A 24,454-nucleotide genomic window follows, 5' to 3' on the forward strand; every position below is an offset into this window, starting at 1 on the left:
GGCATCATGACGTTTGCTGTGGCCTACATGGGCGTGACGGAATGGTGAGGGAGAACGAATGGGCGCTCCGGCAGACCAACCGAAGGTCGACAATCCATGGCGAGCGGCCCTGGTGTCACTGAGGAACGACCTCAGATCCGAATCCGAACGCCTCAAGGGCCTGTTGGAGAGGGCAGACGCCGACATGCAGGGCAAGAAGGTGTGGACCGGTGAGAGGGGCGGAGTCGCCGCGAACTTCCGGGACGACCTCCACGGAAAAAAGCAGCGGATCCGGACATTGGTGGGCAAGCTGATTCTGGCTGTCGAGGCCGAAATCGCCAAGTGTCCAGAGAAGGTCTCGCAGGCCGACGCCAAGATGCTGCGCATGGACCTGCAGGGCTACTGAGTTCACGTCCGTCGCCGGCAGCAAGGTTTCGAAAAAAGAAGTAAACGGGGAAGTAAAGAATGGGCGAGTTTTCGGCAATAGATCCGACGGCCATGCAGGGCCTGATCAAGTCCTACACAACGGACAAGGGTGACCTGCGCAACAGTGCGATGAACCTCAAGTCCCGCTTCGGCCGCTTCGGCATCGATACCAGCGACCTGACACAGATCCTGGGCATCTGCACCTGGCTCGACGACCAGCTGTCCACCCTTACCCGCCACCAGGCCCTCGGAGCGGCACTGGAGCGGGAGCGCCCTGGTCTGAACATGGTCCATGTGCCCGAACCGGTCGTCAGCGCCGCCCGGGCACGCAAGGAGGGCAAGGAGCTGGCCGACGAGTTCTCCGAGAACACCAGCGGCGACGCGAAGGCCGGGGAGAAATATCACGACCTCGCCCTGAAACTCGCCGCCCACAAGGACGATCCGGACTTCTGCTCGTCGTTCTACGCCAACCTGCACCCGCCCATCCAGGCAGAGACGCTCCCCAGCCTGCTCGCCGGCACGGGAAGCTCGACAGCCGGCGAGGACCTCAAGGCGTACAGTCACGCCCTCGGCGTGGCCTGCAGCACGGACTATCCGGCTCCGGGCTTCGAGAAGATCAAGAAGATGTACCTCCAGCCGGTGCCCAAGGGCGTTCCCCTGGGTTGGGATCGCGGCGCCATGCTGCGTTACGGTGACTTTCCCTCCGACTTTCTCGCCAAGTCCGTTCGAGCCAACGTCCTCGACCAGGTCGCGAAGGACAAGGACCAGGATTTTCGCGGCGGCGGCGAGAACGCACGCATCCTGGGCCTGCCGGACGACACGGTCGCCCTCAACCTGGAGGCGCTCGGCGACAACCAGCGTGCCGTCTTCGACGCCGTTGCGCAGATGGGCGATGAGAAGAACCCCAACCTTCCCGAGCACCTGAAGCTGCTCCTGGAGTACAGCAAGCAGAACAGCGACGCACAGACCGCTCTCGGCCACGCCATCGACGTCGGTTCCGGCGTGCACGGGCATGAGGACGCGAATGGGAACTGGCATGTTGACGCGGGCAAGCACGATGCATGGGAGAGCACATTCGCTTTCGATGCGATACTCGCCGCAGGCCACGCCGAGACTCACGAGTTTAACGGCCTGTTCAAGAAGGACATGGGAAGGCTCGCTGCTTCCTATGCGCCCGAGATTCTGATCGGCGGCCACAATGTCGATGAAAACAGCGGCGACTCCTCCTTTGGTGCACCGATCGAATACGACAACATACCCGGCGTCGACCCAGCTTTCTATCTCAGTCCGCAGGACACGTACCGGTTCATGAAGACGTTCTCCGATGACGACGGAACGACAGCGCCCTTCGATGAGGCGATGGGCAAACTCCAGCACGATGTGCTCACCAGAGCGGCGAAATTCGACCATGACGCGATCACGGCCGGGAAGCAGGATCCACGTGCCTATGATCTTGCAGCAAAAGCCTTCGGCAACACTCAGCGCCTTGAGTATGACGCCGAGATGAAAATTCGCGGCGAAATGGACGAGTCGGAGAAGGCGTTCAAGGAGCATCTCAAGCAGGCTGCGATCCTCGGATCGGAAGTCGTAGGCGAGCCCGAGCTTCCCGCTGTCTGGACACTGGCCTGGCGTGGCGGCATGTTCGCCGTCAAGGAGTACGGCGGTGGCGCATACGTCGAATCCGGCCCTGAGCGGACCGAGAAAGTCAACGAGAAAAATTTCGAATTGGTCGCTCAGGCCCGGTACACAATGGCCACGACACTCATGGACGGCGGATGGAAGACCACGCCACTACCCGACGACCTCAAGGGCGAGGACGGAAAACTCAAGTCTTTCGAGGAGCTCTCGAAGGATCATCAACTCGAAGCCTTCAACGATTGGGCAAATGAACAGCGAGAAGGCGAGGTCTCCTTCCACACGAAACAGGTCCTTTCAGCTGGTGAGCTGAGCAATCAGGATGCGGACGTGTACGTCAAGGAAGTGGATGGGGAGTAGATGTCAAGGTAGGTCGGGTGACCAGGCAAGTAGGTATCCGGTCACCCGACGACCTTGCTGTGCCTCACAGGCAATCCGTCGTTCCCGTCAACACATAGTTGAGGGTTGGCGTGCCGTCTGCCGTCAGTGTAACGGTGATGCGAGTGTGCGCCTTCTTGTTGAACACCGCTTCGACGTACTTATTGTCGCTTTTCCGAACCTTGCCTGCCTCGGTGTCCAGTCCATATCCGCGCGAACTAAGGGACCCACTGACGTGGCCCGCATCAAGTATCAGAGCTGTATGGGCATTCGGCGATGCCGGGACTTTCATATGTGCGGAGAACGTCCGTTTGTGCTTACCATTTCCACATGCCCTGTCCGTTGAGCCATCATCCGTGACGGTGTACCGGTCCGGCGCCTTCAAAGATGTTTGCATCGTACTGAGGAGCCAAATCGAATCCTTCGACATGCGGGCACCCGCCTCCTTGCTGGTGGGTCCGCCGGACGATGAATCGCACGCAGCAAGGGCTACCGATGCCCCGATGGCGACCAGACTCAGCATCATTCGCTTGGAACGTCGCTCGCTCGTCAACCACATTGATATGTCACCTCTCGGTTCACTGAGAATGTACGCCTCGCCTTCCGATTGCCACGCAGTTCGGTCTTGACCCGGGTGGACAAGAGGCCCACCAGCGACTTCGACTCCTCGGACAGCTGTCTACCGGCGTCAGGCGCCGTGGGTCCCGAAGATGATGAAACACATGATGACGCGGTCGATCCCAGGCCTACGAAGAGGGAGCTTGCAGCAACGCGACGCAGGGGCCGACTGGTTGACTTCCCCCTCATTTGTTTTCCTCTCAGTGTCAACCGGTAAGTGGTGCGGAAAACTGCCCTATTGGCATCGTCGAGAGTGCCCTACAAGGTGCTGGGAGCACAACCCTGTGCAAGGTATGTTGGCCAAATGAAGGATAGTTCGTGACAATCCGTAAGCGTGAGCCACGAAACTAACATCTCTGCCACCAGATTGAGTGGCCGTCAGGTGTACCCCGTCGCCTTCGGCAATCGCACATTCCGGCCTGGACCAGTCGACAGGTGCGCCGACAGTCCGTGTTGCTCTGCCCCAGTCCGTCGCAGGGGTTGAGGGAAACCCGCCAACCTGAGGATCACCCCCCTCACGGCGGACGAGCGGACCTGGTGGCACGCACCGTGTACGACGCGCACGGAAGTTTTTTTCTGACTCGAACTGCGCTTTGAGGCACTCGATCGATGCCAAGGAGCTGTCGTCGCTCGGCTCTCTCTGCCGCCAGGACATGAACAAGATCGAGGCGTCCGTCTCGAACATCCGCTCCGCCATCAAGGCCGTCAACAACCTCATCGGCTGCGAGACCTGGGCCGGTTCCGCCGCCGACAAGTGGGGCAATGACTTTCAGGGCCGGATGGGGGCCCTTGGCAAGCTGTTCGACTCCTGCCCTCCGGAGGAGCAGCCTCTGGTCACCAAGGCCCAGAAGGACCCTGCTGCGATGGACCGCAAGCGGACGGGTGGAGGCGCGTAGGCGTACCCACAAGGGGCGCCTAGCCCCGGCACGGGCCGTCGGTGACGGAGCCGGTGCCGGCCGCCGTGTCCGGGATGGTGGCGCAGACCTGCTTGCCGCTGTCCGAGTCGGTGACGGTCACGTGCCCGCTCGTGTCGAAGGAGTCCGCCGCCTGCGTCTCGTACACGCCGTCGGAGGTCGTCACCGACGAGTCCAGCGTGACGTCGCGCGGCGAGGTGCTGCACGGCGACGGAACGTATGTGGCGGCGCCACCGGAACCGGGTTGGCTCGGATAGACGAAGGTCGGTTGCGGGGCGGTGGGGTCGCAGTTGCGGGCCGAGTCCAGTGCCTCGTCGATGATCTGGTGACCGGCCGCGTGCAGTCCGTCGCTGGTCTTCCGGTCCTCGAACGCTTCGCCCAGCAGCACGAGTCCGCCCACGGCGCACATGATCATGCCCAGCCCGAACAGCCAGTTGGTCAGGCGCTTGGCATCGGGGTCCCGGCGTGACAGCGCTGCCGCCACGCCGGCCGTCAGGACGAACACCGCGCCGGCCCCGAGCAGGGCCCAGGCCGGCCCGGTCGAGATGGGCCCTACGTGCACGTTGGGTGGCAACGGCTGAGCGATCAGCACGCACACCGCCCCCGTTCGATGAGCAGTCCGTCACCCTGGCAGGTTGAGCCGCTTCCGGCCCCTGCTGCGCTCTCAGTCATTGATCACGGCCTGCACCTGCGTGACCGCGCCCCCCTGGATCAGCACCCCCCGGCCGGCGGGGCCCGCCGAGGACGTGCGGGGCAGGCGGACGCCGAAGAGCTGCTCACCGGCGTCCGCGGTGGGCGCCAGGAGCAGGCCGTGGCGGTTGCGGCGGGCCTCCACGACGAAGCCGCGGTACTGGGAGCCGAGCGACTCGGCCGAACCCGCCGCGACGACGGCGTGGTCGCCGTCGAGCCCGCTGCGGACGACCTCTTCCAGCGCGGAGTCCAGCGGGGTGTCGTAGAGGAGTTCCGCATCGTCCGCGAGGACCGCGTACCGGCCGCCCTGCGTCTGAGCCAGGAGGTCGGTGAGGTCCTGCTGGGTGGCGTCGCCGGGGAGGACGCCGAGGACGCCGGGTTCTCCTTCCAGTTCCTTCAGCGGGGAGCGCTTCGGGGTGATCAGCACCACGGGCAGACCTGCCCGCGTCATCGAGCGTGCCATCGCGATCAGGGTGCTCGACCGGCCCGACTTCGGCGGTCCCGCGACGACGAAGCCCGGTCCGGCCTCGGACAAGTCGGCGCCGAGCGGGGCGAGTTCGTCGCCACCGACGCCGACGAGGGCCCACAGGTCCGACGCGGGCGCGAACTCCGGGTCCAGGGCGAGGGCTTCGCGGACCGTGCAACGTACGGGCAGGGCGTCCACCCGCATCGGGCGGAGCGGGCGTGGGGGACGGGCGTGGAGCCGAGTGGCCTCCGTCGCGATCCGCTGCAGCGCCTCCACCTGCGCCTTGCCCGCCGGGTCGGCGGCGAGCAGGGCGAGTTGGCACTCCTGCACACCGTCGTCGGTCAGGCGCAGGGCGCGTCCCGGCGGCATGTCCTTGGGCACGGAACGCGGGTTGATGCCGACCATGCCGTAGTCGTTGGGGTCGGTGAGCCGCAGGATCAGCCGTTCGCCGAAGGAGGTGGTCATGGCGCCGGACATGCCGGTGCGGTCCGTGGTCATCACCACGCGCAGGCCGACGGCCGGGCCCTCGCGGAACAGCCGGGTGACGGCTTCGATCAGCTTGCCGTAGTCGTAGCCCTCGAAGGTGGAGACGTAGCTCTCCCAGCCGTCGAGGAGGAGCACCATGTACGGCAGCCGGTCCTCACCCTGGGCCGATGCCCGCTGCTCCGCCACGCTGGAGACGCCGAGATGGGCCAGGAGCTGCTGGCGCCGGGTGATCTCGGCCTGGAGGCGGCCCAGCAGGCGGACGAGGCGCTCGGTCTCGTCGCGGGTGATGATGCCGCCGCAGTGCGGCAGCCGGGTCAGCGGCAGCAGGATGTTGGCACCGCAGTCGATGCCGTAGAGATGGACGTCGGCGGGGCTCGTGGTCGTGGCCAGGGAGGCCGCGATCGTGCGTAGTGCGGTGGAACGTCCGGACCGGGGGCCGCCGATGATCAGCAGGTGCTCGCCGTCCACCAGATCCAGGTTGAGCGGGGAGCGCGCCTGCCGGGCCGGGACGTCGATGACGCCGAAGACCGCCGGGGCCACGTCGCCGTGTGCGGGGCTGGTCTCCTGGTGCAGGTCGGCGATCGTGACGTGTTCGGGCAGCGGGGGCAGCCACGGGCTGTGCGGCGCGCCGAAGCCCATGCGCTGCGATCCCTCGGCGATCGCGTCGACCAGCACCGCGAGGTCCGTGACCATGGTGCCGTCGTCCCCGTCGTCGGCCCGCCGGGGCAGCGGGCGGCCGATGGAGCCCCAGGGCAGCGGGAGGAGACCGACGCTCGGCGCCGACGACGCACCGGGGCGTCGGCCACCGATGCGCGCCGACTGGACGGCCACCAGCGCGTTCGCACCGGACCGTACGTACATCCGGCCCGGAGTGGACTTCGAGATGCTCCCCGCGTCCGGGGCGTCGATGACGTCCGCGGATTCGTCCCGGTTCGTCACGCGCAGCGCGATGCGCAGGTTGGTGTTGGCACGGATGTCCTGGCTGACGACGCCCGCGGGACGCTGCGTGGCGAGGATGAGGTGGACGCCCAGGGAGCGGCCACGGCGGGCGATGTCGACGAGACCGGCGACGAAGTCCGGCAGTTCGGCCACCAGCGAGGCGAACTCGTCGATGATGATGACCAGGCGCGGCATCGGCTCCAGCTCCGGCCGCAGCCGCCGGGTGTCGGCGTAGTCCTCGATGTCCTTCGCGCCCGCGTCCAGGAGGATCTCCTCACGCCGCCGCAGTTCGGCGGCGAGCGAGGCCAGGGCGCGCTCCGTCAGATGCGCGTCGAGGTCGCTGACCATGCCGACGGTGTGCGGCAGCCGGGAGCAGTCCTGGAACGCGGCGCCGCCCTTGTAGTCGATCAGGACGAAGTTCAGGGCGTCGGGCCGGTTGTGGACGGCCAGCGAGGTGATGAGCGTCTGCAGCAGCTCGGACTTGCCGGCTCCGGTGGTGCCGGCGACGAGCCCGTGCGGTCCGTCCAGCCGGAGGTCGAGGAAGAAGGTCCCCTCGGCGCCGACACCGACCGGGAAGCGGGTCGTGGCGCCCCCGGACCGCCAGATCCGCTCGATGTCGGCGCCCGTCGGATCGGGCATCTGCAGCAGGCTCAGCAGACGGGCCGCCGACGGCAGCGCGCTGTCCGCGTCGTCGCGGCTGACATCGCGCACCGGCGCCAGCGAGCGTGCCAGCAACTCGCACCAGGCGTGGGGCACCTGGTCGGCCAGCACCTCGCCCAGGGCGTCCAGTCCCGCTCCACGCAGCACCACGTGGTCCACCGAGCCCATCGGCCAGCAGATCGCCGCCCGGCACTCCTCGGGCAGCAGCCGCTCGTCCTCGTCCACGCACAGCGCGAACATCCCGTTCAGCGGGCCCTCCTGGAGGAGCTGCGGGACTCCGGGCACGCGGCGCAGCAGCCGCGCACCGTCCAGGACGATCAGTACGTAGGGGTCGGGCCGCAGCCGGCCCGCCGCGCCCGCCGCGGCTGCCTCCTTGCGGCGGTTCAGCTCGTTGAGCAGCTCGGTGACGCGCTTGCCGATGGTCTCGGCGTCCGAGCCGACGAGGGCGACGCAGTCCTGGCCGATCTGCGGTGCGGCGTGCGGCAGCCAGTGCACCCAGCCCCACGCGGCGTCGGCATCCGGGGCCGAGGAGAGCACGACCAGGGACAGATCGCGTGGGCTGTGCAGGACGGCAGCCTGGGCGGCGAACCAGCGGGCGCCCGCCAAGGCCTGGGGGCGGGCCCCGGCCAGGCCGACCACACCCAGCTCCGTGAACGGCAGTGGTACCGGCACATCCTGGACGAGCGGTGGCGTGGGCGGCCCGTCGTCCGTTCCCCGGCCGGGGCCGGCGACGAGTTCGATGTTCGCCGGAAGATCCGTCACGCCGACGCGCAGGACGAGGGCGTCCGGGTCGGTGAGCCGGCGCTCCCACAGGCGGCGCCGCGGTCCCGTCGCGAACAGCAGGAGGGAGGCGGCGTCCGGGTAGGCCGTGCGCCGCGCCCGCTGGTCTGCGGCGGAAAGGCGCGCCAACTCCTCGTCATACTTGGCCTTCTGCGCCTTGTACTCCTTCACCGATGTGCGGTTCTTCTTCTTGCCCTCACGGTTCTGACTGACCCATTCGCCCGCCATCATCACCGGACTCATCAGGCAGAACAGCAGCGTGTACACCTGCTTGGTCATGAGGTACATGACCACGCCGAAGATCAACGGTGTGACGGAGGCGATCAGTTGGAAGCGGTGGCGCTCGGCCTTGCGGGGCGGATCGGGAACCACCAGCCGCGCCCGCGGTGGCAACGAGGACAGCCGGGGCGGACGGTTGTAGGCGAGCCCGCCCTCTCCCATCGGGGCCAGGTGCGCGTCGGGTTCCACCGGGTCGTCGAGGACCAGCAGGGAACCGCCGCAGCGCACGAGCGCGCCCAGCGGCCACTCGCGTTCCCCGAGGACGGGTTCACCGTCGAGGAGTACCTCGGTGCCGGCCTGCCCCGGAGTCAGGGTGACGCGGCCGTCGACGGCGAGGCTCACGCGCAGCGCCTCTTGGGAAAGACGAGGGTCGGGCAGGGCGATGGTGCAGGTCTGCGCCGAGCCGATGGTCGTCACACCCGCGGCCAGCCGGGCCACCCGGCCGGCGCCCGGTCCTCCGGTGACGCGCAGTTCGTAGCGCCCCGACGGCTCGCCCGCCCGCAGGAACGGGCCCACGCTGTCGTCGACGGATATGCGCATGCCGTCACGGAGTACATCGCTCGCGCGGGCGTCGGGGGCACAGTGCAGCCCGTCGGCCCACAGGACGGGTGCGGTGGGCGCCGCCGTGCCGTCGAACCGCGGGTCGTACGAAACCTGCGCCAACCCGGCAACTACGGCGGAGGCGGGAGCGGCCGTCGGCGCCAACGCCTTGGCCACCTCGGCAACACTCGCGTCCTCACTGAAGTCAAGATTGACGTCCTGTGGATCCGTGCCTTGCCGGACCACCGTGACGGACACCCGCATCGACCGTGTTCCTTCCTGGGGACCCGTGGCACTGCCACGTTGACATGCCCGCACAGGCTATCCGTCTCAGCCGGGGGGCGCTTCGCGGCCCGGCGGCCTTCGAGGGCCGGCACTCCAACCTGATCGGCCGCAGGGTTGCAACGAGGTGTTCGACCTCTCGCCGCTTCATGCTGTGACAGGCCCGTTCATGTGCCCAGAGCCGTGGGCCGTTCCTCGTCGCCGATGACGAACTCCCACGCATCCGCACAGGGCACGACGGGGACGGAAGGCTCATCGACGTTCCTGCGCTTTGCTATGCGCTCGTCCGCTTCATACGTACGACGTCGTCCGACAGGTCCGACACTGTGAACAGGACTCCTGCGAACTCGACCGTGTCACCGACCCTGACGTCTTTGTAGACGGCTGCGGGGATCGCCGCACAATTCGCGCCGAACCCGGCGGTCTGTGTATCGGTGTCGATGTAGGAGATGGTGATCGACAAGCCGGTGGAAAAGCTCTTCACGCCACCGGAGCACCGACAGCGTGGCCCCTTGTGCCGGGAACCCGTTTGACGCCGCGGCCAGGACGGACGGGTTGGTTGTGAAACAGAGGCCGTTGTCCGCCTCTCCGCCCTTCTCCCACGCGCCGGTGTTGGTGACCTCCGGCTGCATGCCGGGAAGGCCGTCTGGAACTTGCCGAAGTTCTTCGGGTTGATCTCGGACAGCGCCCGGCTGAGCGTCTCCCGGCGCTTGTCTTCGGGCAGACCGTTCTCGTCGAAGGGGTTCCAGATCGAGTCGTCGGTGTTGCCGAGCAGTTGGTTGTATAAGGCGAGGTCCTTGGGGGAGGCCTTCGACCGGCGCGTCCATCTCGGCGGCCGTCAGCCCGTCGAACTCACCGGAGACCTTCTCCAGGTCGTCGCGGTCTCCGTCGGTCCCGAAGTCCTTGCCCTGCAACTCCTGACAGATGGCGAAGGGCGTCGTCGACCTTCTTCGCGTCGGGCGGGTTCTCGTTGAGGAAGAGATCGCTGTCGTTGACCGGGTACCCGCGGTCGGACAGCTCCTGCGCTCCCTCCAACTGCTTGATACGACGTTTTATGGACGCCTGCATGTCGCAGAGTTCCCCGCCCAGGGAACCAGGCAGACGCCGCCCGCCGAAGACCGCCGGCATCGGGACGACGTCACCGACGAGGTCCTGGAGGCCGGGATCGCGGGAGGCGTTCTGCCCGGGCGGCAGGTTCTGCTGGGCGCTGGTCAGGACGGAGGCGAGTTGGGGCGTGCAGCCGCCCGGACTGTCCCGCAAGGGTGTCCAGATCATTGGCGAGCCCGGTCAGCTTACCGGCGTCGAACCCCCGGAACGCCATCAGTTACCGCCGCCCGTACCGGTCTTCGCCCTGTTCTTGCCCTTCTCCTTGGCCTGCCGGTCCAACTCGTCGGCCTGCGCCTCCCCTTGCGTGGCATCGGCGAGCAGTGCGCCGACCATGTTGTTCAGGCTGCTCTGCCGCGTCCGCAGCGTCGCTGTGCACTCGTCGGCGAACGGGCCCTGCCAGATCGCGTTCGAGTCGTCACCGGTACGAAGGCGGCGGCGCGAGGACCCGCCTTCTTCACCACGTCATCGAGATGCGGACCGAGCCGCCGCGCTATGGCCCGAGCCTCCCGCGCGCACCCGCGCAGCCCTCTCGGCCCGCCTCTTCAGTTCGGCGGCATCACCGCCGTCCGTGGCCGCCATGTGCGGTCCTTCCCCCGTTGACAGCTGCTGCGTCGCGAGTTGGCTGCGACGCTGGTGGTGAAGCATACGAGGGGTGTGGAGGCCTCGCGATTCCCGACGGGAATCTCCTTGACTGTCACGGCGTCGTCACATGGATCGGGGGCCGGGACGGATTCCGGGGCACGCCCCGCTCTCAGGCCGGCAGTTTGGACGGGAGGTCGCATTTCGCGTCCTTGTGGGCTTGACGGGCGAAAGACGTGGCCAGGTCGATGAGCGTCTGGCGTGCTTCCTTGTCCGAGGCTTCAAGTGGTTTCAGGGCGTCGGCGAAGACGGTCATGTTGTACTGGGCTTTACTTGTCTTCTCGTGGGCGTAACAGGGCACCCAGATCGCGGCCACTTCGGAATTGGAGACGCCCTTGACGCCAGCGTCGAAATAGGTGAACTTACCTCCGTCATTCGGTGGGATATGCGTCTTTGCCCACTGTTGCCAAGGTATAGCGGGACCTGCCTTGGCATCGAGGGAGAAGAGGGCGTGGTCGTTATCTCCGATGGCGCTGCAGGAGCTCCTGTAACGCCAGTCCGGGTCCGGATTCCAGTTCTCGGTGAAGTCGTAATGGGCTGACCGAGCAAGTTTGGAGTTGAAGAGCTGAGCAGTGGCCTTCCGGTCAGGCACGTTTTGGCAGATGTCCTTGGCGCCGATGTGTCCGCGCTTCTCGAAGGCTCCGAGGAGATAGGCAGTGAGCAGGGAAATAGCGGCAATCGCAGCAACACCTCCGTAGATGAAGGATTTTCGAGAACGCCTGCGCTGGGTCGGTTCCGTCAAGGCCGATCACCTCATCTCTGTCGAACTGTCTGGAGAGCTACTGGGCAGCACTGCTGTTTTTGATGAGGCTGTTGGCGCTGTTGAAGCCCTTCCCTGCCTCGTCCCCGGCCCTGGATGCGGCAGCTTGGTCGCCGGTGGCGGATTTGACGGACTCCTGGGTCGTCAGGATCGCCGAGTGCTGGATCTGATCCAGGCGCTTTACATTCTTGTAGACCTGCTCTTTCTCCTCGGAACCGTCGCCGTCGAAGCCGTCGAGGATTCCGTTGAAGATCTCGCCGGCAGCCGTGCCGGCAAGGCCGCCCGCGTAGACACCTGCCGGACCGGTGAACGGCTCCATTGCAATGGATGTGGCGCTGCCGACCAAGGAACCGCCCCACAGGCTCGCGTGTTCCTTCCAGGCGCCGTCACGCGCGTTCGCATCCGCGTCGTTCTTGTCGGCCTGGAAGCGCTGTCCATCGCCGATAACACCCTGGAACAGGCCAGTTTCATAAGCGATTTTATCGATTGTGGCGTCAGTCGGCTGAGGATACGCATCCGGATGCTTCGCCTGTGCCTCCATCAACGCGGCAGCATATACGTGCTGGGAGACGTTCAGCCGGTCGTACCCTTCCTTGTTGCGGGACACCGCATGCAGGAACCGTGCAGCATCGTAGGTATCGATTTTGGCTGTGGCCGCAGGGGTTGGGTAAAGCTTTTCCCCATACATGATGTCCCCATCCAGACTGCGTTGCAGATCCGGCATGTACTCAGCCGAGATGTTCGCAAAGCTGTCGGAGAGGAAAGCGTGGTCGAGGAGGCGGTCCTGGTCCTTGGAAACCGACGTCACCAGGGCGCTGAACAACTCGGCCTGCTGCTTCGAGTGTTTGATGTCCTCTGCTGTGGCCTGTTCGCCCGGGCGGTGGCCGGTGGTGGCTGCCTCCAGAGCGAGGCCCATCGAATTGAGCCCCGTCACGCTCTCCTTGCCCGGCTTGCTGTCGTCCGGCCACGTGCGGTCTTCGAAGAGGTACTTGAAGTTCGTCTCCGCCTTGCCGCCGTCGCCCTTCTGCTGCGCCGTGAAGAACCCGGTCGCGGCGGCAGGGCTGTTGGCGAGTGCCTTCATGTAGCCGGTGAGAGGGTCGTTGCCCTCGTCGTTGCCGAGGTGGTTGACCGTGCCCGTGGTGCCCCAGCCGGAAGCGTAGGGCTGGTCGGCGCCCTCCAGGACCCGTTTGTCCTCTTTGACGAGGGCTTTTCCGTAGTCCACGAGGAACTTGTCGTCGTAGTCGCCGTACCGCATGAGGTTGCTCGTGACGATGAAGCCCTCGGGGCCGCCGGAGTCGCCGTGCGGGGCCGGACCTGGGTCTCGGATCGGTTTGTCACCGATCGCGATCATGTCCTTCTTCCACTTCTGCATCGCCGGCGAATCGGAGTTGGTGGCAGATGCCACGGTGAGACTCAGGTTCTTCTGCATCTCGTCGAGGTCGCCGGCACGTGCGAAGTCGGAGGTTTCGCCGTATCCGGCAGGCCTGTCGAGGTTGCTCATCTTCTCCCAGAGCTGCAGCGTCTTCCGCGCTCCGAGTGCCCCTACGACCTTCTCCGCGAAGGGGTATTCGTCGTAGTTCTGGGCCAAAAGCTCGTTCAGTTCGTCGAATTCTTCGGGGCTCAGGTCCTCTGGGTCCTTCTTCCCGAGCTCCGTGGCACGCTTGGCGGCCTTGGCCGCAGCGGCGTTGGCGGCTCGGCTCACCTGCGCTTCGTTGATCTGGACCATGCCTTTGAAGCCGGCGTACGGGACGTTGTCCATGTTCAGGGCCAGGTGATAACGGCGCTTCAGCATGGGCAACTCGTCCTGCGCCCAAGACGCCACGCGTAGCACATCGGAGAGTTCCTGCCCGCCCAAGCCGTAGTAGGCGAGCTGTGCCTTGTAGTAGGAAGCCCGGTCCTGAAGCGTCTCCTGGTCCCGCCGTACGGAGTCGATGGTGCCCTTGAGCTTGTCGGGGTCAACCCCCGAGAAGACTCCCTTGCTGCTTCCCCCGTCGTCCGGGCGCATGCCCTCCCCGTTCCCCTCCTGTCGGATCCACTGCTCTTGAACCGGTCAGTACAGACGTCTGTTGCGGTTCATTGAATTGGCTTCCTCCGGTGTCACTTTCTCCGGCATGCTGCCGATTTCACGCTGGATGTCCTCAAGGACCCTGGTGATGCGATTGCGTACCGTCTTGCGGTGACCGGCCGCGTCTTCGTGCCATTTGTCGGCGTTCTTGCCGACCCAGGACTTCGAGGAGTCCCGGCCTCCTTTGCCGATGTCCGTAGCCGCCCTCTTGAAGGCGTCGACGAAGTCGCCCTGCTCCTTCTCGAGCTGCAGTTTCAGTTTCTGCAGCCGCTCCCGTTCCGGATTGTCCACCTTTGGTTTGTCGCCGTCGGTTCCCATGCTCCTACCAATCGGTCTGTCAGCGGTTGACGGCTTGGATTTCCTGGACCGTGATGTCCTGGGTGGTGCCGAAGGTGCCGTTGGGGAGGTCGCCGCCCGCGCCGCCGGTGCCGGTCCAGCTGATTTCCCAGGTGATGGTGGCCCGGAGCTTGAAGGTGCCATTGCCCGAGGAGCGGAGGTACTTGAGGCCGCAGGGCGGAGTCTCGTCGGCCTTGCCCTTGGCGTAGGGCGCGCCGATGGAGCCGTCGGCGTTGATGGCGCACTCGCCGGAGGCCGGGTAGGTCTCGGCGTCCTCGGTGCCCGGCTCCAGCTTCAGGGACACCGGTTTGGCGGTGGTCGTGGCCTGGATGTTGAAGCCGGGGACGTTGATGGCCGCCGTGGCCTGGACCTCGTCGAAGACGGCCTTGTCGAGCCAGGCCCAAGTCGGCAGGTTCACCTTGGTGGTGGCCTCGGGCGCGAGGGTCACCTTGGTGTCGGGCAGTTGCATGCGCTGGTACGCGAGGGCGGCGAGGATCTCTGGGGTGACGGCCTCTTCGTACTGGGGCGGTGGGGTTTTGCCGTTGTCGACCCAGAAGGGGAGGTCGTTGCATGAGCCCCGCTTGAGTACGTCAGGTTCGTCGGGATTCTCGACACCGGCCCAGAACATCCCCTTGCCGTCCTTCTCGACGTTGTAGTCCTTGTAGCCGGGGGTGTCGGTCCAGCCGTACTCGTCCTCGTAGTGGCGCTGCATCTCGCCGATCGCCGCGCCTGCGGTGCCGCCCATGCCGGGTGTGTTCTTGGCGGTCTCGATCTGCTCGGACATCTTCTTCTTGAAGTCCTTGGCGCCGAGGTAGGGGGCGTACCAGCAGGGCGGTGGCGTCCAGTTGACGTCGGAGGACGTGACGTTGCCGGTGCTGCCGTCCTTGGTGACGGCGCCGGAGTACTGGATGCGTGCGGCGGCATAGATGCCGGTGCCGTCGGTGCCGCCCTTCTTGTCAGTGCTGGCTCCATGGCCGTTGCTCGGCGGTTCTGCCGAGTAGGCGGGTTCCGTGAGGGCGGTGACGCCGAGGGTCACTGCCAGGACAGCTATGGCGGCGCTGAGTGCCGCACGCCGTGACCTGTTCATCGGCACTTCTCCGCCTTCGTCTCGACGAACACCTTGGATGCCTGCCACAGGCCTTCGCTCGTGGGGAGCTTGACCATGATGATCTTGAAGTAGTCGTAGTCCGCGATGCTGGGCTCGCTCTTCAGGACCTTCCCGGTCTTGACCTCTTTGCCGTAGAACTTGCTGGAGTCCACGCAGAAGTCGACCTCCACCGAGTTGCCGTTCGAGGCGGAGCGGGTGGTGGCCTGGTAATGACGTCGGGTGCCAGTGGCGGTCCAGCCGCCGTCGACCCTGTCGTTGATCTGCGTCTGCGCGTAGCTCAGCCCTTCGCCCGTGGAGTAGGCGGTTACGGCCGCGACCTTGGACGTGCGCTTGTCGACGCCGTGGTAGATGGCGCGGACGTAGTTCGCCGCGTCCTCCATCGCCGCCGCCTCGTTCTTGTCCTTCGGCTTGTCCCAGTCGAAGACCAGGTTCATGTCCTTGGGCAGCGACACGTCCACGCCGTCCGGCTTGTCCTGTGCTGGTGCTCCCGAAGCGGATGCCGAAGCCGTCGGCGTCTTCGTTCCCTGGTCGGCGCCGGCGATCTTGTCGTTGTCGCTGGACTTGTCGTTCCCGTTGCTGCAGGCCGCCAGCAGCAGAGATGCGGCAGCAGCGAGCGCGGCGATGGCGGGCAGAGGGCGGCGCTTCACAGTTGACTCCCCGTGAGACAGAAGTTCCGTCAAGAGGTCTGACGGTATCGAGCAGGTTCTTGGTTTCGCCACAGCGAACTTCTTTGAGAACGTGGGCAATTCCGGGCGTACAGGGCCCTTGTGGGACTGCCCTGTGTCCCGATCGTGCTCAAACGGGCGACAGTTCTGCGGTCCCTGGACGCGGGTGAGTTTGCCAGCAGCGCCCAGATCGGCCGGGGCCGCTGTCGCGGCAAGCTGCGGCAGCACAACGGGTTCGCGTGAGTGAAGGGCGACCACCCGCCACAAGCCGGGTTGGCGGCAGCGATGTATTCACGGCGCCGCCACCCACTCTGCCGAGCGAAGGTAAAGTTCAAGTAATGGCACACGTGGGTGAGGGGGCGAAGTGAGCCAGAACACGACCGCTCAGGCCGCCGCGGAGAACGGCGGTGGGGCACGGTGGCGACAGCTCCGGGTTGGATGGTTGTGCTCCTCCGCAGAGTTCCGCGCCGTCGGCGGAAGGTCGCCCGGCAACTCGTCGTGCCTCTGGCCGCTGGGGTGGCGCTGGGCGTGTTCGGCGAGAGCGCCGGCGATCGGGTGGCGCTTGCTGAGCGCGGCGAGTGGACGGACGCCGTGGTCGTTCACAAGAAGGAAGCCAGGAACGGCAGATGCGACCTTCGCGCATCCGACGGGCGGGGCATATCGCCGTCCCTCTCGGAAGGTGATGGCTGTCGAGACTACGTCGCTGAAGGTGACACGCTTCGTGTCCGGTACGACCCCGAAGGCACCGCAAGTCCAACCGTGGAGGAGAGCACGCTCTCGGACGGTGGCCTGCTCCTTTCGCTCTTCGTGAGCGCCGTGGTCATGGGCACTTGGGGTGCACTGCGGCAGAGTCGATGGGACAGGGAGTACGCCGGTTGAGTGGGCCGGGTTCCGCCCCTGCCGCGGCCTGTCCCCCATAGGGATGATCCGGCACCGTCCGCAGAGCCGGCTCCGCGAGTCGTTCCGGCTCCGTAAGTAATTCGTGGAGTTCTCATGGTCACCGCGTGAGAACGGCCACGGCGCTCCCATGAGGGGGAGCCGCCTCCTTCTCCCCCTGGATTCGCTGGCGCACACCGCGGAGCCGGTTCGGCCCCCGTTGCTCAAACCGGTTGCCGCTGAGCTTCGTTGCAGGGGGTAACGGTGCATCAGCTGAGTCTCAGCAGTCCCTATGCGCCTTGAGGGGCGTATGCACGGCTGATACGGTGCGATCGCTTGACACTCACCCCAGTGCTGGGTAACCGGCCAGGTCGGGCGGTGCGTCCAGTGTGTCCCGTGTTCTCTTGTGCGGGCGTTCGGGGGTGAAGTGTCCGCTTTTACAGGAAACTTGGCAGACATTTTCTTGGGTGTACGGGGAGCGGTTGCGTGAAGATCCAAGAGCGTACGGGGGCGGGCGCCGGTCGTTCCGCCGCTCCGGCTCAGCCGTCGGTCGGTGACCGGCTTCCCACTCCGCCTCGCGAGCGTAAACCGGCACTTGCCGCCCTGGCCGTCCTGTTGATCCTGCTCGGTGCGCTCGGTGCGACCACGCTCGTGCTGCGCGCCGGTGACCGGATCGAGGTCGTCAAGGTGACGAAGCAGATCGAGGCCGGGGAGCCCGTCAGCGACAGCAACGTGACCTCCGTGATGGTGGCCGCCGACGACAGCATCCACTACGTCAAGTGGTCCCAGCTGGGCGCCCTCAAGCAGCTCAAGGCCAAGTCCACGATCTACCCGGGCACCGTCGTCATCGGTGACATGTTCGCCGAGGGCAGCTCCCTGCCCGCCGGCAAGGCCGCCGTGGGTGTCGCCCTCAAGGAGGGCCAGTACCCGGCCGACATCAAGTCCGGTGACGTCGTGGCCGTCTACAACGTCGACACCAGCAGCTCCGGTTCCGGCAAGACCGGCTCCGGCGCGGGCTCCACCACCTCCGGCGGCGGCGCCATCGTCGATACCGCCAAGGTCGAGAAGGTCGCCGACAACAGCGACGCGACCGTGAGCACCGGCAACCTCTCGGTCACCCTGCTCGTCGACCAGGCCGACGCCGCCGCCGTGGCGCGTGCCGCGTCCGCCAGTGCGGTCGCCATCGTGCACGTTTCCGGCACCGGCAACTAGAAGGCGGCTCCCACCCCATGGCGCTCATCGCAATCGCCGCCGACAAGGGTTCCCCCGGCGTCACCACCACGGCCGTCGCCCTCGCGGCGGTCTGGCCGCGGCGCTCGCTGCTCGCCGAGACCGATCCGGCGGGCGGCGACCTGGTCTACCGCAGTGCCGCCGCGCACGGCGGCCAGCTCAACCCGAACATCGGCATGCTGTCCATAGCGGCGACCGCCCGCCGCGGACTCGTGCCGGACCAACTCTGGGACCACGTCCAGCCGTTGAGCGGTGGACTCGAAGTCCTCGTCGGACTCGGCATCGCCGAGCAGGCCACCGGGCTCGCCGGGCTCTGGCCCACCCTCGGACACGCCTTCGCCTCCCTCGCCGACTCCCCGAACGCGCCCGCCGACGTCATCGCCGACTGCGGGCGGATCAGCGGGGACACCCCGGCCGTCGAACTGTTCCCGCACGCCGCACTCGTGCTGCTCGTCTCGCGCACCGAGCCCGAGGCCCTCGCCCGGGTCCGGGACCGTGCCGCCGCCCTCGCCACCAAGCTGCACGGCGGTCCCCGCGGTGCGGCGGCGCTTGCCACCCCGCTCATCGGCGTCGTCCTGATCGCCGACCCGAGCAGCTCAGCCAAGCTCGTCAACCAGGTCAACGACATGCTGGTGCACGCCCAGACGGGAGCCCGTGTCGTCGGCACCATCGCCGACGACCCCACCGGCGCCGACCAGCTGGCCGGCCGCAAGCGCGGCCGTCTCGACAAGTCCCTGCTCATCCGCTCGGCCCGCAAGGTCACCGCGGACCTCCACCAGCAGTACGGCGCCGCCTGGGCCGTACCCGCCCAGCAGGGCCACGCGGGAGCCGGCCGATGACCGCTGTCGACCACCAGCTGGTCAAGCGGTTCCGGCAGGAGGCCGGCGACCGCATCGCCGAGCAGCGCCGCCTCGACCAGGTGGGCGGCGTCGCGCCGATGTCCACCGAGGACGAGCGGCAGTACGCCCGTGCGGTCATCGCCCAGATCCTGGAGGAGTACGCCCGCACCGAGATCAACGCGGGCCGTACCCCTCTCGACGCGGAGACCGAGGAGCAGTACGCGGCCGCCGTGCACGCCGCGCTCTTCGGAGTGGGCAGGCTCCAGCCCCTGCTGGACAACCCCGACGTCGAGAACATCGACATCAACGGCTGCGACCAGGTCTTCGTCGGGTACTCCGACGGACGGGAGGTGAAGGGGGACCCGGTCGCCGAGACCGACGAGGAGCTGATCGAGCTCATCCAGGTCCTCGGCGCCTACTCGGGCCTGTCGTCGCGGCCCTTCGACTCCGCCAACCCCCAGCTCGACCTGCGGCTGCCCGACGGCTCCCGGCTCTCGGCCGTCATGGACGTGGCCCGGCGGCCCGCGCTGTCCATCCGTCGCGCGCGCATGGGCAAGGTCTTCATCTCCGACCTCGTCGGCAACGGGACGCTGACGCCCGAGGTCGCGCACTTCATGGCCTGCGCGGTCCGCGCCCGCAAGAACATCATGATCGCGGGCGCCACCAACGCCGGCAAGACGACGCTGCTGCGCGCCCTCGCCAACGAGATCCCGCCGCACGAGCGCCTGATCACCGTCGAGCGGGCGCTGGAGCTCGGCCTCGACACCTTCCACGACCTGCACCCGAACGTCGTCGCCTTCGAGGAACGGCTGCCCAACTCCGAGGGCCAGGGCGCCATCGCCATGGCCGAACTGGTCCGCCGTTCCCTGCGTATGAACCCGTCCCGCGTCATCGTCGGTGAGGTCCTGGGCGACGAGATCGTGACCATGCTCAACGCGATGTCGCAGGGCAACGACGGCTCGCTGTCCACGATCCACGCCAACAGCTCCAGCGAGGTCTTCAACCGTATTTCCACGTACGCGTTGCAGGCCTCCGAGCGGCTGCCCATCGAGGCCAGCCAGATGCTGATCGCGGGCGCGGTCAACTTCGTCGTCTTCATCCAGCGGCGCAACAACTACCAGACCGGTGGCCGCCTCCAGCGCATGGTGACCTCCGTCCGCGAGGTCAACGGCGTCGACGGACGTGTGCTGTCCAGCGAGGTGTTCGCGGAGGCCCCCGACGGACGGGTCGTACCGCACGCGCCCATAGCCTGCCTGGAGGACCTGATGGCCTACGGCTACCAGCCGCACGGGGCGTGGGGGTGACCGGCATGACGTACTCAGCGCCCGCCTACGAGGCTCTCGGCTCGCTCGGCTCCCTGGGCGGCCTCTTCTCCACCGAGGTCCTGTACTCGATCGGCAGCGGAGTCGCCGTCGGCGGCGGGCTCGCCCTGCTGATGATCGCCGTACGCGGACTGCCCGCCAAGCCCGAGCACGAGAAGCAGAAGGCCAACGAACGGGCCGCCGAGCTGATCCGGTTCGCCGGCCGGCGCGGCTCGCTCGCCGCCATCATCGGGCTCGCCGTGCTGCTGCTCACCCGCTGGGCGGTGGCCGGCATCGCGGCCGGTGTCCTCGTCTTCTTCTGGGACCGCCTGTTCGGCGGCGCGGCCGAGGAACGGGCCGCCATGCGCCGCGTGGAGGCCCTCGCCTCCTGGACGGAGTCCCTGCGCGACACCATCGCGGGCGCCGTCGGCCTGGAGCAGGCCATCCCGGCCTCCGCCCGCGCCGCCGCCCCCATCCTCCGCCCGCACCTCGACGCCCTCGTCGACCGGCTACGCGCCCGCACCCCGCTGCCCGAAGCGCTCCAGCACCTCGCCGACGAGATCAATGACGCGTCGGCGGACATCATCGTGGCGGCCCTGATCCTCAACGCCCGCCTGCGCGGCCCGGGTCTGCGCCAGGTCCTCGGCGCGCTGGCCAAGTCGGCGCGCGAGGAGGTCGACATGCGTCAGCGCGTGATGGCCCAGCGCGCCTCCACCCGGCGCTCGGTGCAGATCGTCGTCGCCGTGTCGGTCGCGTTCGTCCTCGGCCTCGCCGTCTTCAACCGCGACTTCGTGAAGCCGTACGGCACGGCGGTCGGCCAGCTCGTACTCGCCGTCGTCTGCGCCCTGTTCGCGCTCGGCTTCTGGTGGCTGCGCAAGCTGTCGACCATCGAGACCCCGGAGCGGTTCCTGGTGCGGGACGAGTCGGCGGTGCAGTTCGTACGGCCGCGCACGCCCGTTCAGCAGCAGCCCGTGCAACCGACTCAGCCGGCGCAACCGTCCCAGTCGTCGCAGCCGTCCCACCCGGAGGAAGGGATACGCCGATGAACCTCACGATGCCGATCGTCGTCGGCGTGGTCCTCGGACTGGGCGTCTACGCCCTCATCCGCGCCCTCATGCCGGCCAAGCGCAGCGCGGTCGCCCAGGTCGCCCGGATCGACGCGATGCGGGCCCGCGGAGCCGCGTACGAGTCCGCACGGCAGACGAGGGACAAGGGACGCCTCGGCTTGCTCAGGGCCGAAATCGGCGACCGTGTCGCCGACTTCTACCTCCAGCAGGGCTGGGAGCAGCGCTCGCTGCGCGCGGACCTGGCGGTCCTGGACCGCAGCTGGGAGAAGTTCCTGGCGACGAAGGTGCTGCTGGCCACGGCGGGGCTGTTCTTCGGGCCGTTCCTGTTCGCCGTGGTCTGGACGCTGGGCTTCGGCTCCAGCCCGGTCATCCCGGTCTGGCTGGCCCTGTTGTGCGGGGGGCTCTTCTTCTTCCTGCCCGACCTGGAGGTACGGCGCGACGCGGCCGAGAAGCGGCGCGACCTGCGGCGGGTGATCGGGGCGTACCTGGACCTGGTGTCGATGAGCCTGGCGGGCGGCCGCGGTCTGCCCGAGGCCCTGATGGCCGCCGCCGAGGTCTCCGACGGCTGGGCGACCCAGCGCATCCGCAACGCCCTCGCCGACGCCCGGATCACCGGCATCAGCCAGTGGCAGGCGCTCGGCGCGCTGGGCGAGGAGCTGGGCGTCGAGGAGCTGAAGGACCTGTCGGCCTCCCTGGCCCTCGTCGCGGACGACGGCGCCAAGGTCCGCGAGTCGCTCGCCTCCCGTGCCGAGACCATGCGCCACCGCGAGCTGTCCGAGATCGAGGGCAGCGCGGGCGAGAAGTCGCAGTCGATGCTGGTGGCCCAGCTGCTGCTGTGCGCCGGCTTCCTGGTGTTCCTGATCTTCCCGGCGGCGATGCGGGTGTTCCAGGTCTGAGCCCCATCCACAACCGCGAATCGTTTCGAGAGGACAACTCATCATGAACGGACGGAACTTCGGTACGGGGATCCCGGCCGTGGACTTCCTGGTCACCTTCCTGCAGGGCCGGATGCAGCGCGCCCGCTCCGGCGAACTGGACCGCGGCGCCTCCGCGGTGGAGTGGGTCATCATCTCCGCGGTCGTCGTGGCGATCGTCGGCGTGGTGGCCGCGATCATCAACGCCGCGCTGAGCGACGGTGCCAACAAGGTCGGCGACTGCATCAAGGGCGCGAGCGCGAGCAAGACCTGCTGATCGCGGGTCCGACACGACGGGGATGACGGGGTTGTTTGTGGGCGTGGGCAGATGGGCGCGCAGCCGTGCGCGGGCCGCGCGCGGCGAGGCCGGTGAGTCCGGCATGACCGCGATCGAGTTCGTGCTGCTCACTCCCGTCCTTTTCTTCATGATCTTCGCGACGGTCCAGTTCGCCCTGTACTTCTTCGCCGACCATGTGGCCCAGGCGGCGGCCCAGGCGGGCGCCCGCAAGGCCCGTGCCACGGCCCACGACCAGCCGGGCGCGTGGCGGGGCGAGGCGCGGGGCGTGGTCGACGACTACATCCGCCAGCTGGGCCCGCAATTGGTGCTGTCGCCGGACGTGACGATGCTCCAGCCGGAGCAGAACACGGTGGGCGTGGAGATCTCGGCGCGGGTGCCGACGGTGTTCCCGGGGCTCGATCTCACGGTGCACGCGCAGTCGTCGGGGCCGGTGGAGCGGTTCGTGAAGGACCAGGGGGCGAACTAGATGGACTGCTTCGCCTTCGTGCGCGGTCGTACGACGTCCGTGTGCGGGCGTATCAAGGAGGACGGTCGGGACCGGGACCGGGGCCTGTCGACCGTCGAGGTCGTGATCCTCGCCCCGGTGATGATCATGTTCATCCTGGTCCTGGTGGCCTTCGGCCAACTGGTCGACGGCCGGGGCGCGCTGGACGGCGCCGCACGCGACGCGGCCCGCGCGGGCTCGATCCAGAAGGACCACGGCACGGCGATGGCGGAGGCCCGCAAGGCGGCCGAGGCGGACCTCGCGGACGTCTGCTCCGGACCGGTGTCCGTCGTGCAGAAGAGCGCGGGATTCGACCCGGACGTGGACCCGTTCTTCACGGTCGAGGTGAGCTGCGAGGTGCGCGGTCTTGCGATGCTGGGCCTGGACGTGCCCACGCACCTGTCCGCCAGTTTCTCCTCGTCTCTGGACCCGTACCGGAGGTCGGCGTGACGGATCTCGAACGGACCAGGTGGCCCCGGCGGACCCGGCGGGCCTGGCGGACCTGGTGGTCCACCCGTCGCGCCGAGCTCGACGACCGGGGCTCCGGCGCCGGCGCGGTGATCATCTTCGCGCTGGTCTTCCTCTCCCTGTCCGCCTTCGTCATCGACGGCGGTCTCTCGATCTCCAAGCGCGAACGGGCCGCCGACATCGCGGAACAGGCCGCCCGTTACGCCGCCCAGGACATCGACAAGGAGGCCCTGTACGACAACCAGGGCGGCGCCGCGCCGATCAACTTCCAGAACTGCGATGCCCGGGTGAAGGCCTTCGCCCGCGAGATGGACATGTCCGGCGCCGACATCGCCGCGACCCACTGTGTGGCGGCCGACGCCCAGGAGGTGCAGGTCGAGGTGCAGCTGACGTACGAGCCGGTGTTCACCGGCATGTTCTACGGCGGGAACGTGGTCGTGCACGGCCGCTCCGTGGCCCGTAACGAGGTCGGCTGAGCCGGCGTGTTCGGGCGCCGGAAGAGCGAGCCGGAGGTCCCGCCCGTCCCCTGGGAGCGGGTGGGCCGGTTCACGGTGGGCGAGGTGCTGCGGCCCGGCACGCTGACCCGTAAGCCGCTGACCGGGCCACGGGCGATACGGGTGCCGTCGACGCACGACGGTGTCCGGTACCACGCCCCGTCGGTGCTCGTCTCCGGCACCGGGAGCGAGACTCCCTCGTACGAGCTGTACGACGCCACACGGCCGACGGAACCGGTCTGCACGCTCACGCCGGAGAAGGCGGGGGCCCGCTACCGGGTGACCGACGCCGGGGGCGCGGAACTGGGCCTGGTCCACCGGACTTTGCCCGCAAGGCGCACCGTCGAGCACGGCTGGTGGCTCCAGCAGCCCGGTCACCCGGACGTCGTGGCCCGCTACCACTGGGCGAGGGGCAGCGCGAAGGAGATCGCGACGCGAGGCAAGGAGAACGTGGTCCGGGGCGCGGGCGCGGTGGTGGGCAGCGTGGTCGACTCGGTCTTCAGCCTGGGGGTGGACGGCGACGCCCGCACGGGCTCGCACCGGCCCCGTCCGGTGACCTGGCGCGCGGAGGGCGACGAAGAGCCCGTGGTCCTGACGTTCGAGCACCTTGAGGACGGCAAGGTGTACCACCCGCAGGCCAGTTGGCTCGACCTGCGGCTGGCGTTCGCCCTGGCCGTCCTGCGGGAGGCATGAACCCTGACCCGTCCATCGATTCTTGGCTTGAGTCACGT

At 67.5% G+C, this 24,454-nt stretch carries 24 protein-coding genes; 14 read left to right on the top strand and 10 right to left on the bottom strand.

From position 1 onward, the window contains the following. Window positions 1–58 precede the first annotated feature (58 nt). Together AB0I54_RS32525 and AB0I54_RS32530 are read left to right on the top strand one after the other, a co-directional pair. Entirely contained in the window at window positions 59–385 is a 327-nt protein-coding gene (locus AB0I54_RS32525) for a hypothetical protein (RefSeq protein WP_363299798.1), read from the top strand. 59 nt (window positions 386–444) lie between these two features. Further along, complete coding sequence (locus tag AB0I54_RS32530) at window positions 445–2,400, top strand: hypothetical protein (protein ID WP_363299799.1); 1,956 nt, start codon at window positions 445–447, stop codon at window positions 2,398–2,400. A gap of 64 nt (window positions 2,401–2,464) precedes the next feature. Here AB0I54_RS32530 and AB0I54_RS32535 read toward each other — a convergent pair whose 3' ends face one another. After that, window positions 2,465–2,848: a hypothetical protein gene (locus AB0I54_RS32535; RefSeq protein ID WP_363299800.1), complete on the bottom strand. Its 384-nt coding sequence runs from the start codon at window positions 2,846–2,848 to the stop codon at window positions 2,465–2,467. An 841-nt stretch (window positions 2,849–3,689) separates the two neighbouring features. Between AB0I54_RS32535 and AB0I54_RS32540 the strand changes: the two genes are divergently transcribed. Beyond that, window positions 3,690–3,932, top strand: a complete 243-nt coding sequence (locus AB0I54_RS32540; RefSeq protein WP_363299801.1) for a hypothetical protein — start codon at window positions 3,690–3,692, stop codon at window positions 3,930–3,932. Window positions 3,933–3,951: 19 nt separating this feature from the next. Here the strand turns inward: AB0I54_RS32540 and AB0I54_RS32545 are convergent, their stop codons facing one another. The 9 genes from AB0I54_RS32545 to AB0I54_RS32585 all read right to left on the bottom strand — a co-directional run bounded on the left by AB0I54_RS32545 (window position 3,952) and on the right by AB0I54_RS32585 (window position 15,734). Then, the gene (locus tag AB0I54_RS32545) at window positions 3,952–4,512 is read right to left on the bottom strand and encodes a hypothetical protein (RefSeq protein WP_363299802.1); all 561 of its coding nucleotides are present in this window, start codon (window positions 4,510–4,512) and stop codon (window positions 3,952–3,954) included. A gap of 102 nt (window positions 4,513–4,614) precedes the next feature. Next, complete coding sequence (locus tag AB0I54_RS32550) at window positions 4,615–9,054, bottom strand: FtsK/SpoIIIE domain-containing protein (protein WP_363299803.1); 4,440 nt, start codon at window positions 9,052–9,054, stop codon at window positions 4,615–4,617. 292 nt (window positions 9,055–9,346) lie between these two features. After that, window positions 9,347–9,556, bottom strand: coding sequence for a hypothetical protein (locus AB0I54_RS32555; RefSeq protein ID WP_363299804.1), 210 nt, complete (start codon window positions 9,554–9,556; stop codon window positions 9,347–9,349). 368 nt (window positions 9,557–9,924) lie between these two features. After that, the gene (locus AB0I54_RS32560; RefSeq protein ID WP_363299805.1) at window positions 9,925–10,332 is read right to left on the bottom strand and encodes a hypothetical protein; all 408 of its coding nucleotides are present in this window, start codon (window positions 10,330–10,332) and stop codon (window positions 9,925–9,927) included. Window positions 10,333–10,930: 598 nt separating this feature from the next. Further along, on the bottom strand, window positions 10,931–11,560 hold the full coding sequence (locus AB0I54_RS32565) for a hypothetical protein (protein WP_363299806.1): 630 nt from the start codon (window positions 11,558–11,560) through the stop codon (window positions 10,931–10,933). A gap of 37 nt (window positions 11,561–11,597) precedes the next feature. Then, entirely contained in the window at window positions 11,598–13,583 is a 1,986-nt protein-coding gene (locus AB0I54_RS32570; RefSeq protein WP_363299807.1) for a DUF6571 family protein, read from the bottom strand. A gap of 45 nt (window positions 13,584–13,628) precedes the next feature. Continuing rightward, entirely contained in the window at window positions 13,629–13,961 is a 333-nt protein-coding gene (locus AB0I54_RS32575; RefSeq protein ID WP_363299808.1) for a hypothetical protein, read from the bottom strand. A gap of 19 nt (window positions 13,962–13,980) precedes the next feature. Further along, window positions 13,981–15,066, bottom strand: a complete 1,086-nt coding sequence (locus AB0I54_RS32580) for a hypothetical protein (protein ID WP_363299809.1) — start codon at window positions 15,064–15,066, stop codon at window positions 13,981–13,983. Beyond that, window positions 15,063–15,734, bottom strand: coding sequence for a hypothetical protein (locus AB0I54_RS32585; RefSeq protein WP_363299810.1), 672 nt, complete (start codon window positions 15,732–15,734; stop codon window positions 15,063–15,065). Before AB0I54_RS32585 ends, AB0I54_RS32580 begins: the two co-directional genes overlap by 4 nt. Window positions 15,735–16,190: 456 nt before the next feature. On the opposite strand from AB0I54_RS32585, the gene AB0I54_RS32590 reads away from it, so the two are divergent. The 11 genes from AB0I54_RS32590 to AB0I54_RS32640 all read left to right on the top strand — a co-directional run bounded on the left by AB0I54_RS32590 (window position 16,191) and on the right by AB0I54_RS32640 (window position 24,416). Beyond that, window positions 16,191–16,631 carry a hypothetical protein gene (locus tag AB0I54_RS32590; RefSeq protein WP_363299811.1) on the top strand — a complete coding sequence of 147 codons (441 nt, stop codon included), beginning with the start codon at window positions 16,191–16,193 and terminating at the stop codon, window positions 16,629–16,631. A gap of 483 nt (window positions 16,632–17,114) precedes the next feature. Beyond that, a complete protein-coding gene (locus AB0I54_RS32595; RefSeq protein WP_363299812.1) occupies window positions 17,115–17,840 on the top strand; it encodes a hypothetical protein in 726 nt (241 codons plus the stop codon). Between the two features lie 17 nt (window positions 17,841–17,857). Continuing rightward, window positions 17,858–18,697 carry a hypothetical protein gene (locus AB0I54_RS32600; RefSeq protein ID WP_363299813.1) on the top strand — a complete coding sequence of 280 codons (840 nt, stop codon included), beginning with the start codon at window positions 17,858–17,860 and terminating at the stop codon, window positions 18,695–18,697. Then, window positions 18,694–20,001 carry an ATPase, T2SS/T4P/T4SS family gene (locus tag AB0I54_RS32605; RefSeq protein WP_363299814.1) on the top strand — a complete coding sequence of 436 codons (1,308 nt, stop codon included), beginning with the start codon at window positions 18,694–18,696 and terminating at the stop codon, window positions 19,999–20,001. The genes AB0I54_RS32600 and AB0I54_RS32605 overlap by 4 nt, the downstream gene beginning before the upstream one ends. 5 nt (window positions 20,002–20,006) lie before the next feature. Next, complete coding sequence (locus AB0I54_RS32610) at window positions 20,007–21,044, top strand: type II secretion system F family protein (protein ID WP_363299815.1); 1,038 nt, start codon at window positions 20,007–20,009, stop codon at window positions 21,042–21,044. Continuing rightward, a complete protein-coding gene (locus AB0I54_RS32615) occupies window positions 21,041–21,961 on the top strand; it encodes a type II secretion system F family protein (protein ID WP_363299816.1) in 921 nt (306 codons plus the stop codon). The genes AB0I54_RS32610 and AB0I54_RS32615 overlap by 4 nt, the downstream gene beginning before the upstream one ends. A 43-nt stretch (window positions 21,962–22,004) precedes the next feature. Then, on the top strand, window positions 22,005–22,256 hold the full coding sequence (locus tag AB0I54_RS32620; protein ID WP_363299817.1) for a hypothetical protein: 252 nt from the start codon (window positions 22,005–22,007) through the stop codon (window positions 22,254–22,256). A gap of 103 nt (window positions 22,257–22,359) precedes the next feature. Continuing rightward, entirely contained in the window at window positions 22,360–22,743 is a 384-nt protein-coding gene (locus AB0I54_RS32625) for a TadE family protein (protein ID WP_363299873.1), read from the top strand. Then, a complete protein-coding gene (locus AB0I54_RS32630; RefSeq protein WP_363299818.1) occupies window positions 22,744–23,211 on the top strand; it encodes a TadE/TadG family type IV pilus assembly protein in 468 nt (155 codons plus the stop codon). Then, entirely contained in the window at window positions 23,208–23,705 is a 498-nt protein-coding gene (locus AB0I54_RS32635) for a pilus assembly protein TadG-related protein (RefSeq protein WP_363299819.1), read from the top strand. The genes AB0I54_RS32630 and AB0I54_RS32635 overlap by 4 nt, the downstream gene beginning before the upstream one ends. A 6-nt stretch (window positions 23,706–23,711) precedes the next feature. Next, window positions 23,712–24,416 (top strand): hypothetical protein, encoded by a 705-nt coding sequence (locus tag AB0I54_RS32640; RefSeq protein WP_363299820.1) that lies wholly within the window; start codon window positions 23,712–23,714, stop codon window positions 24,414–24,416. Window positions 24,417–24,454 lie beyond the last annotated feature (38 nt).

Origin of the sequence: Streptomyces sp. NPDC050625 (assembly GCF_040654755.1) — a bacterium.
Classification (GTDB): domain Bacteria; phylum Actinomycetota; class Actinomycetes; order Streptomycetales; family Streptomycetaceae; genus Streptomyces.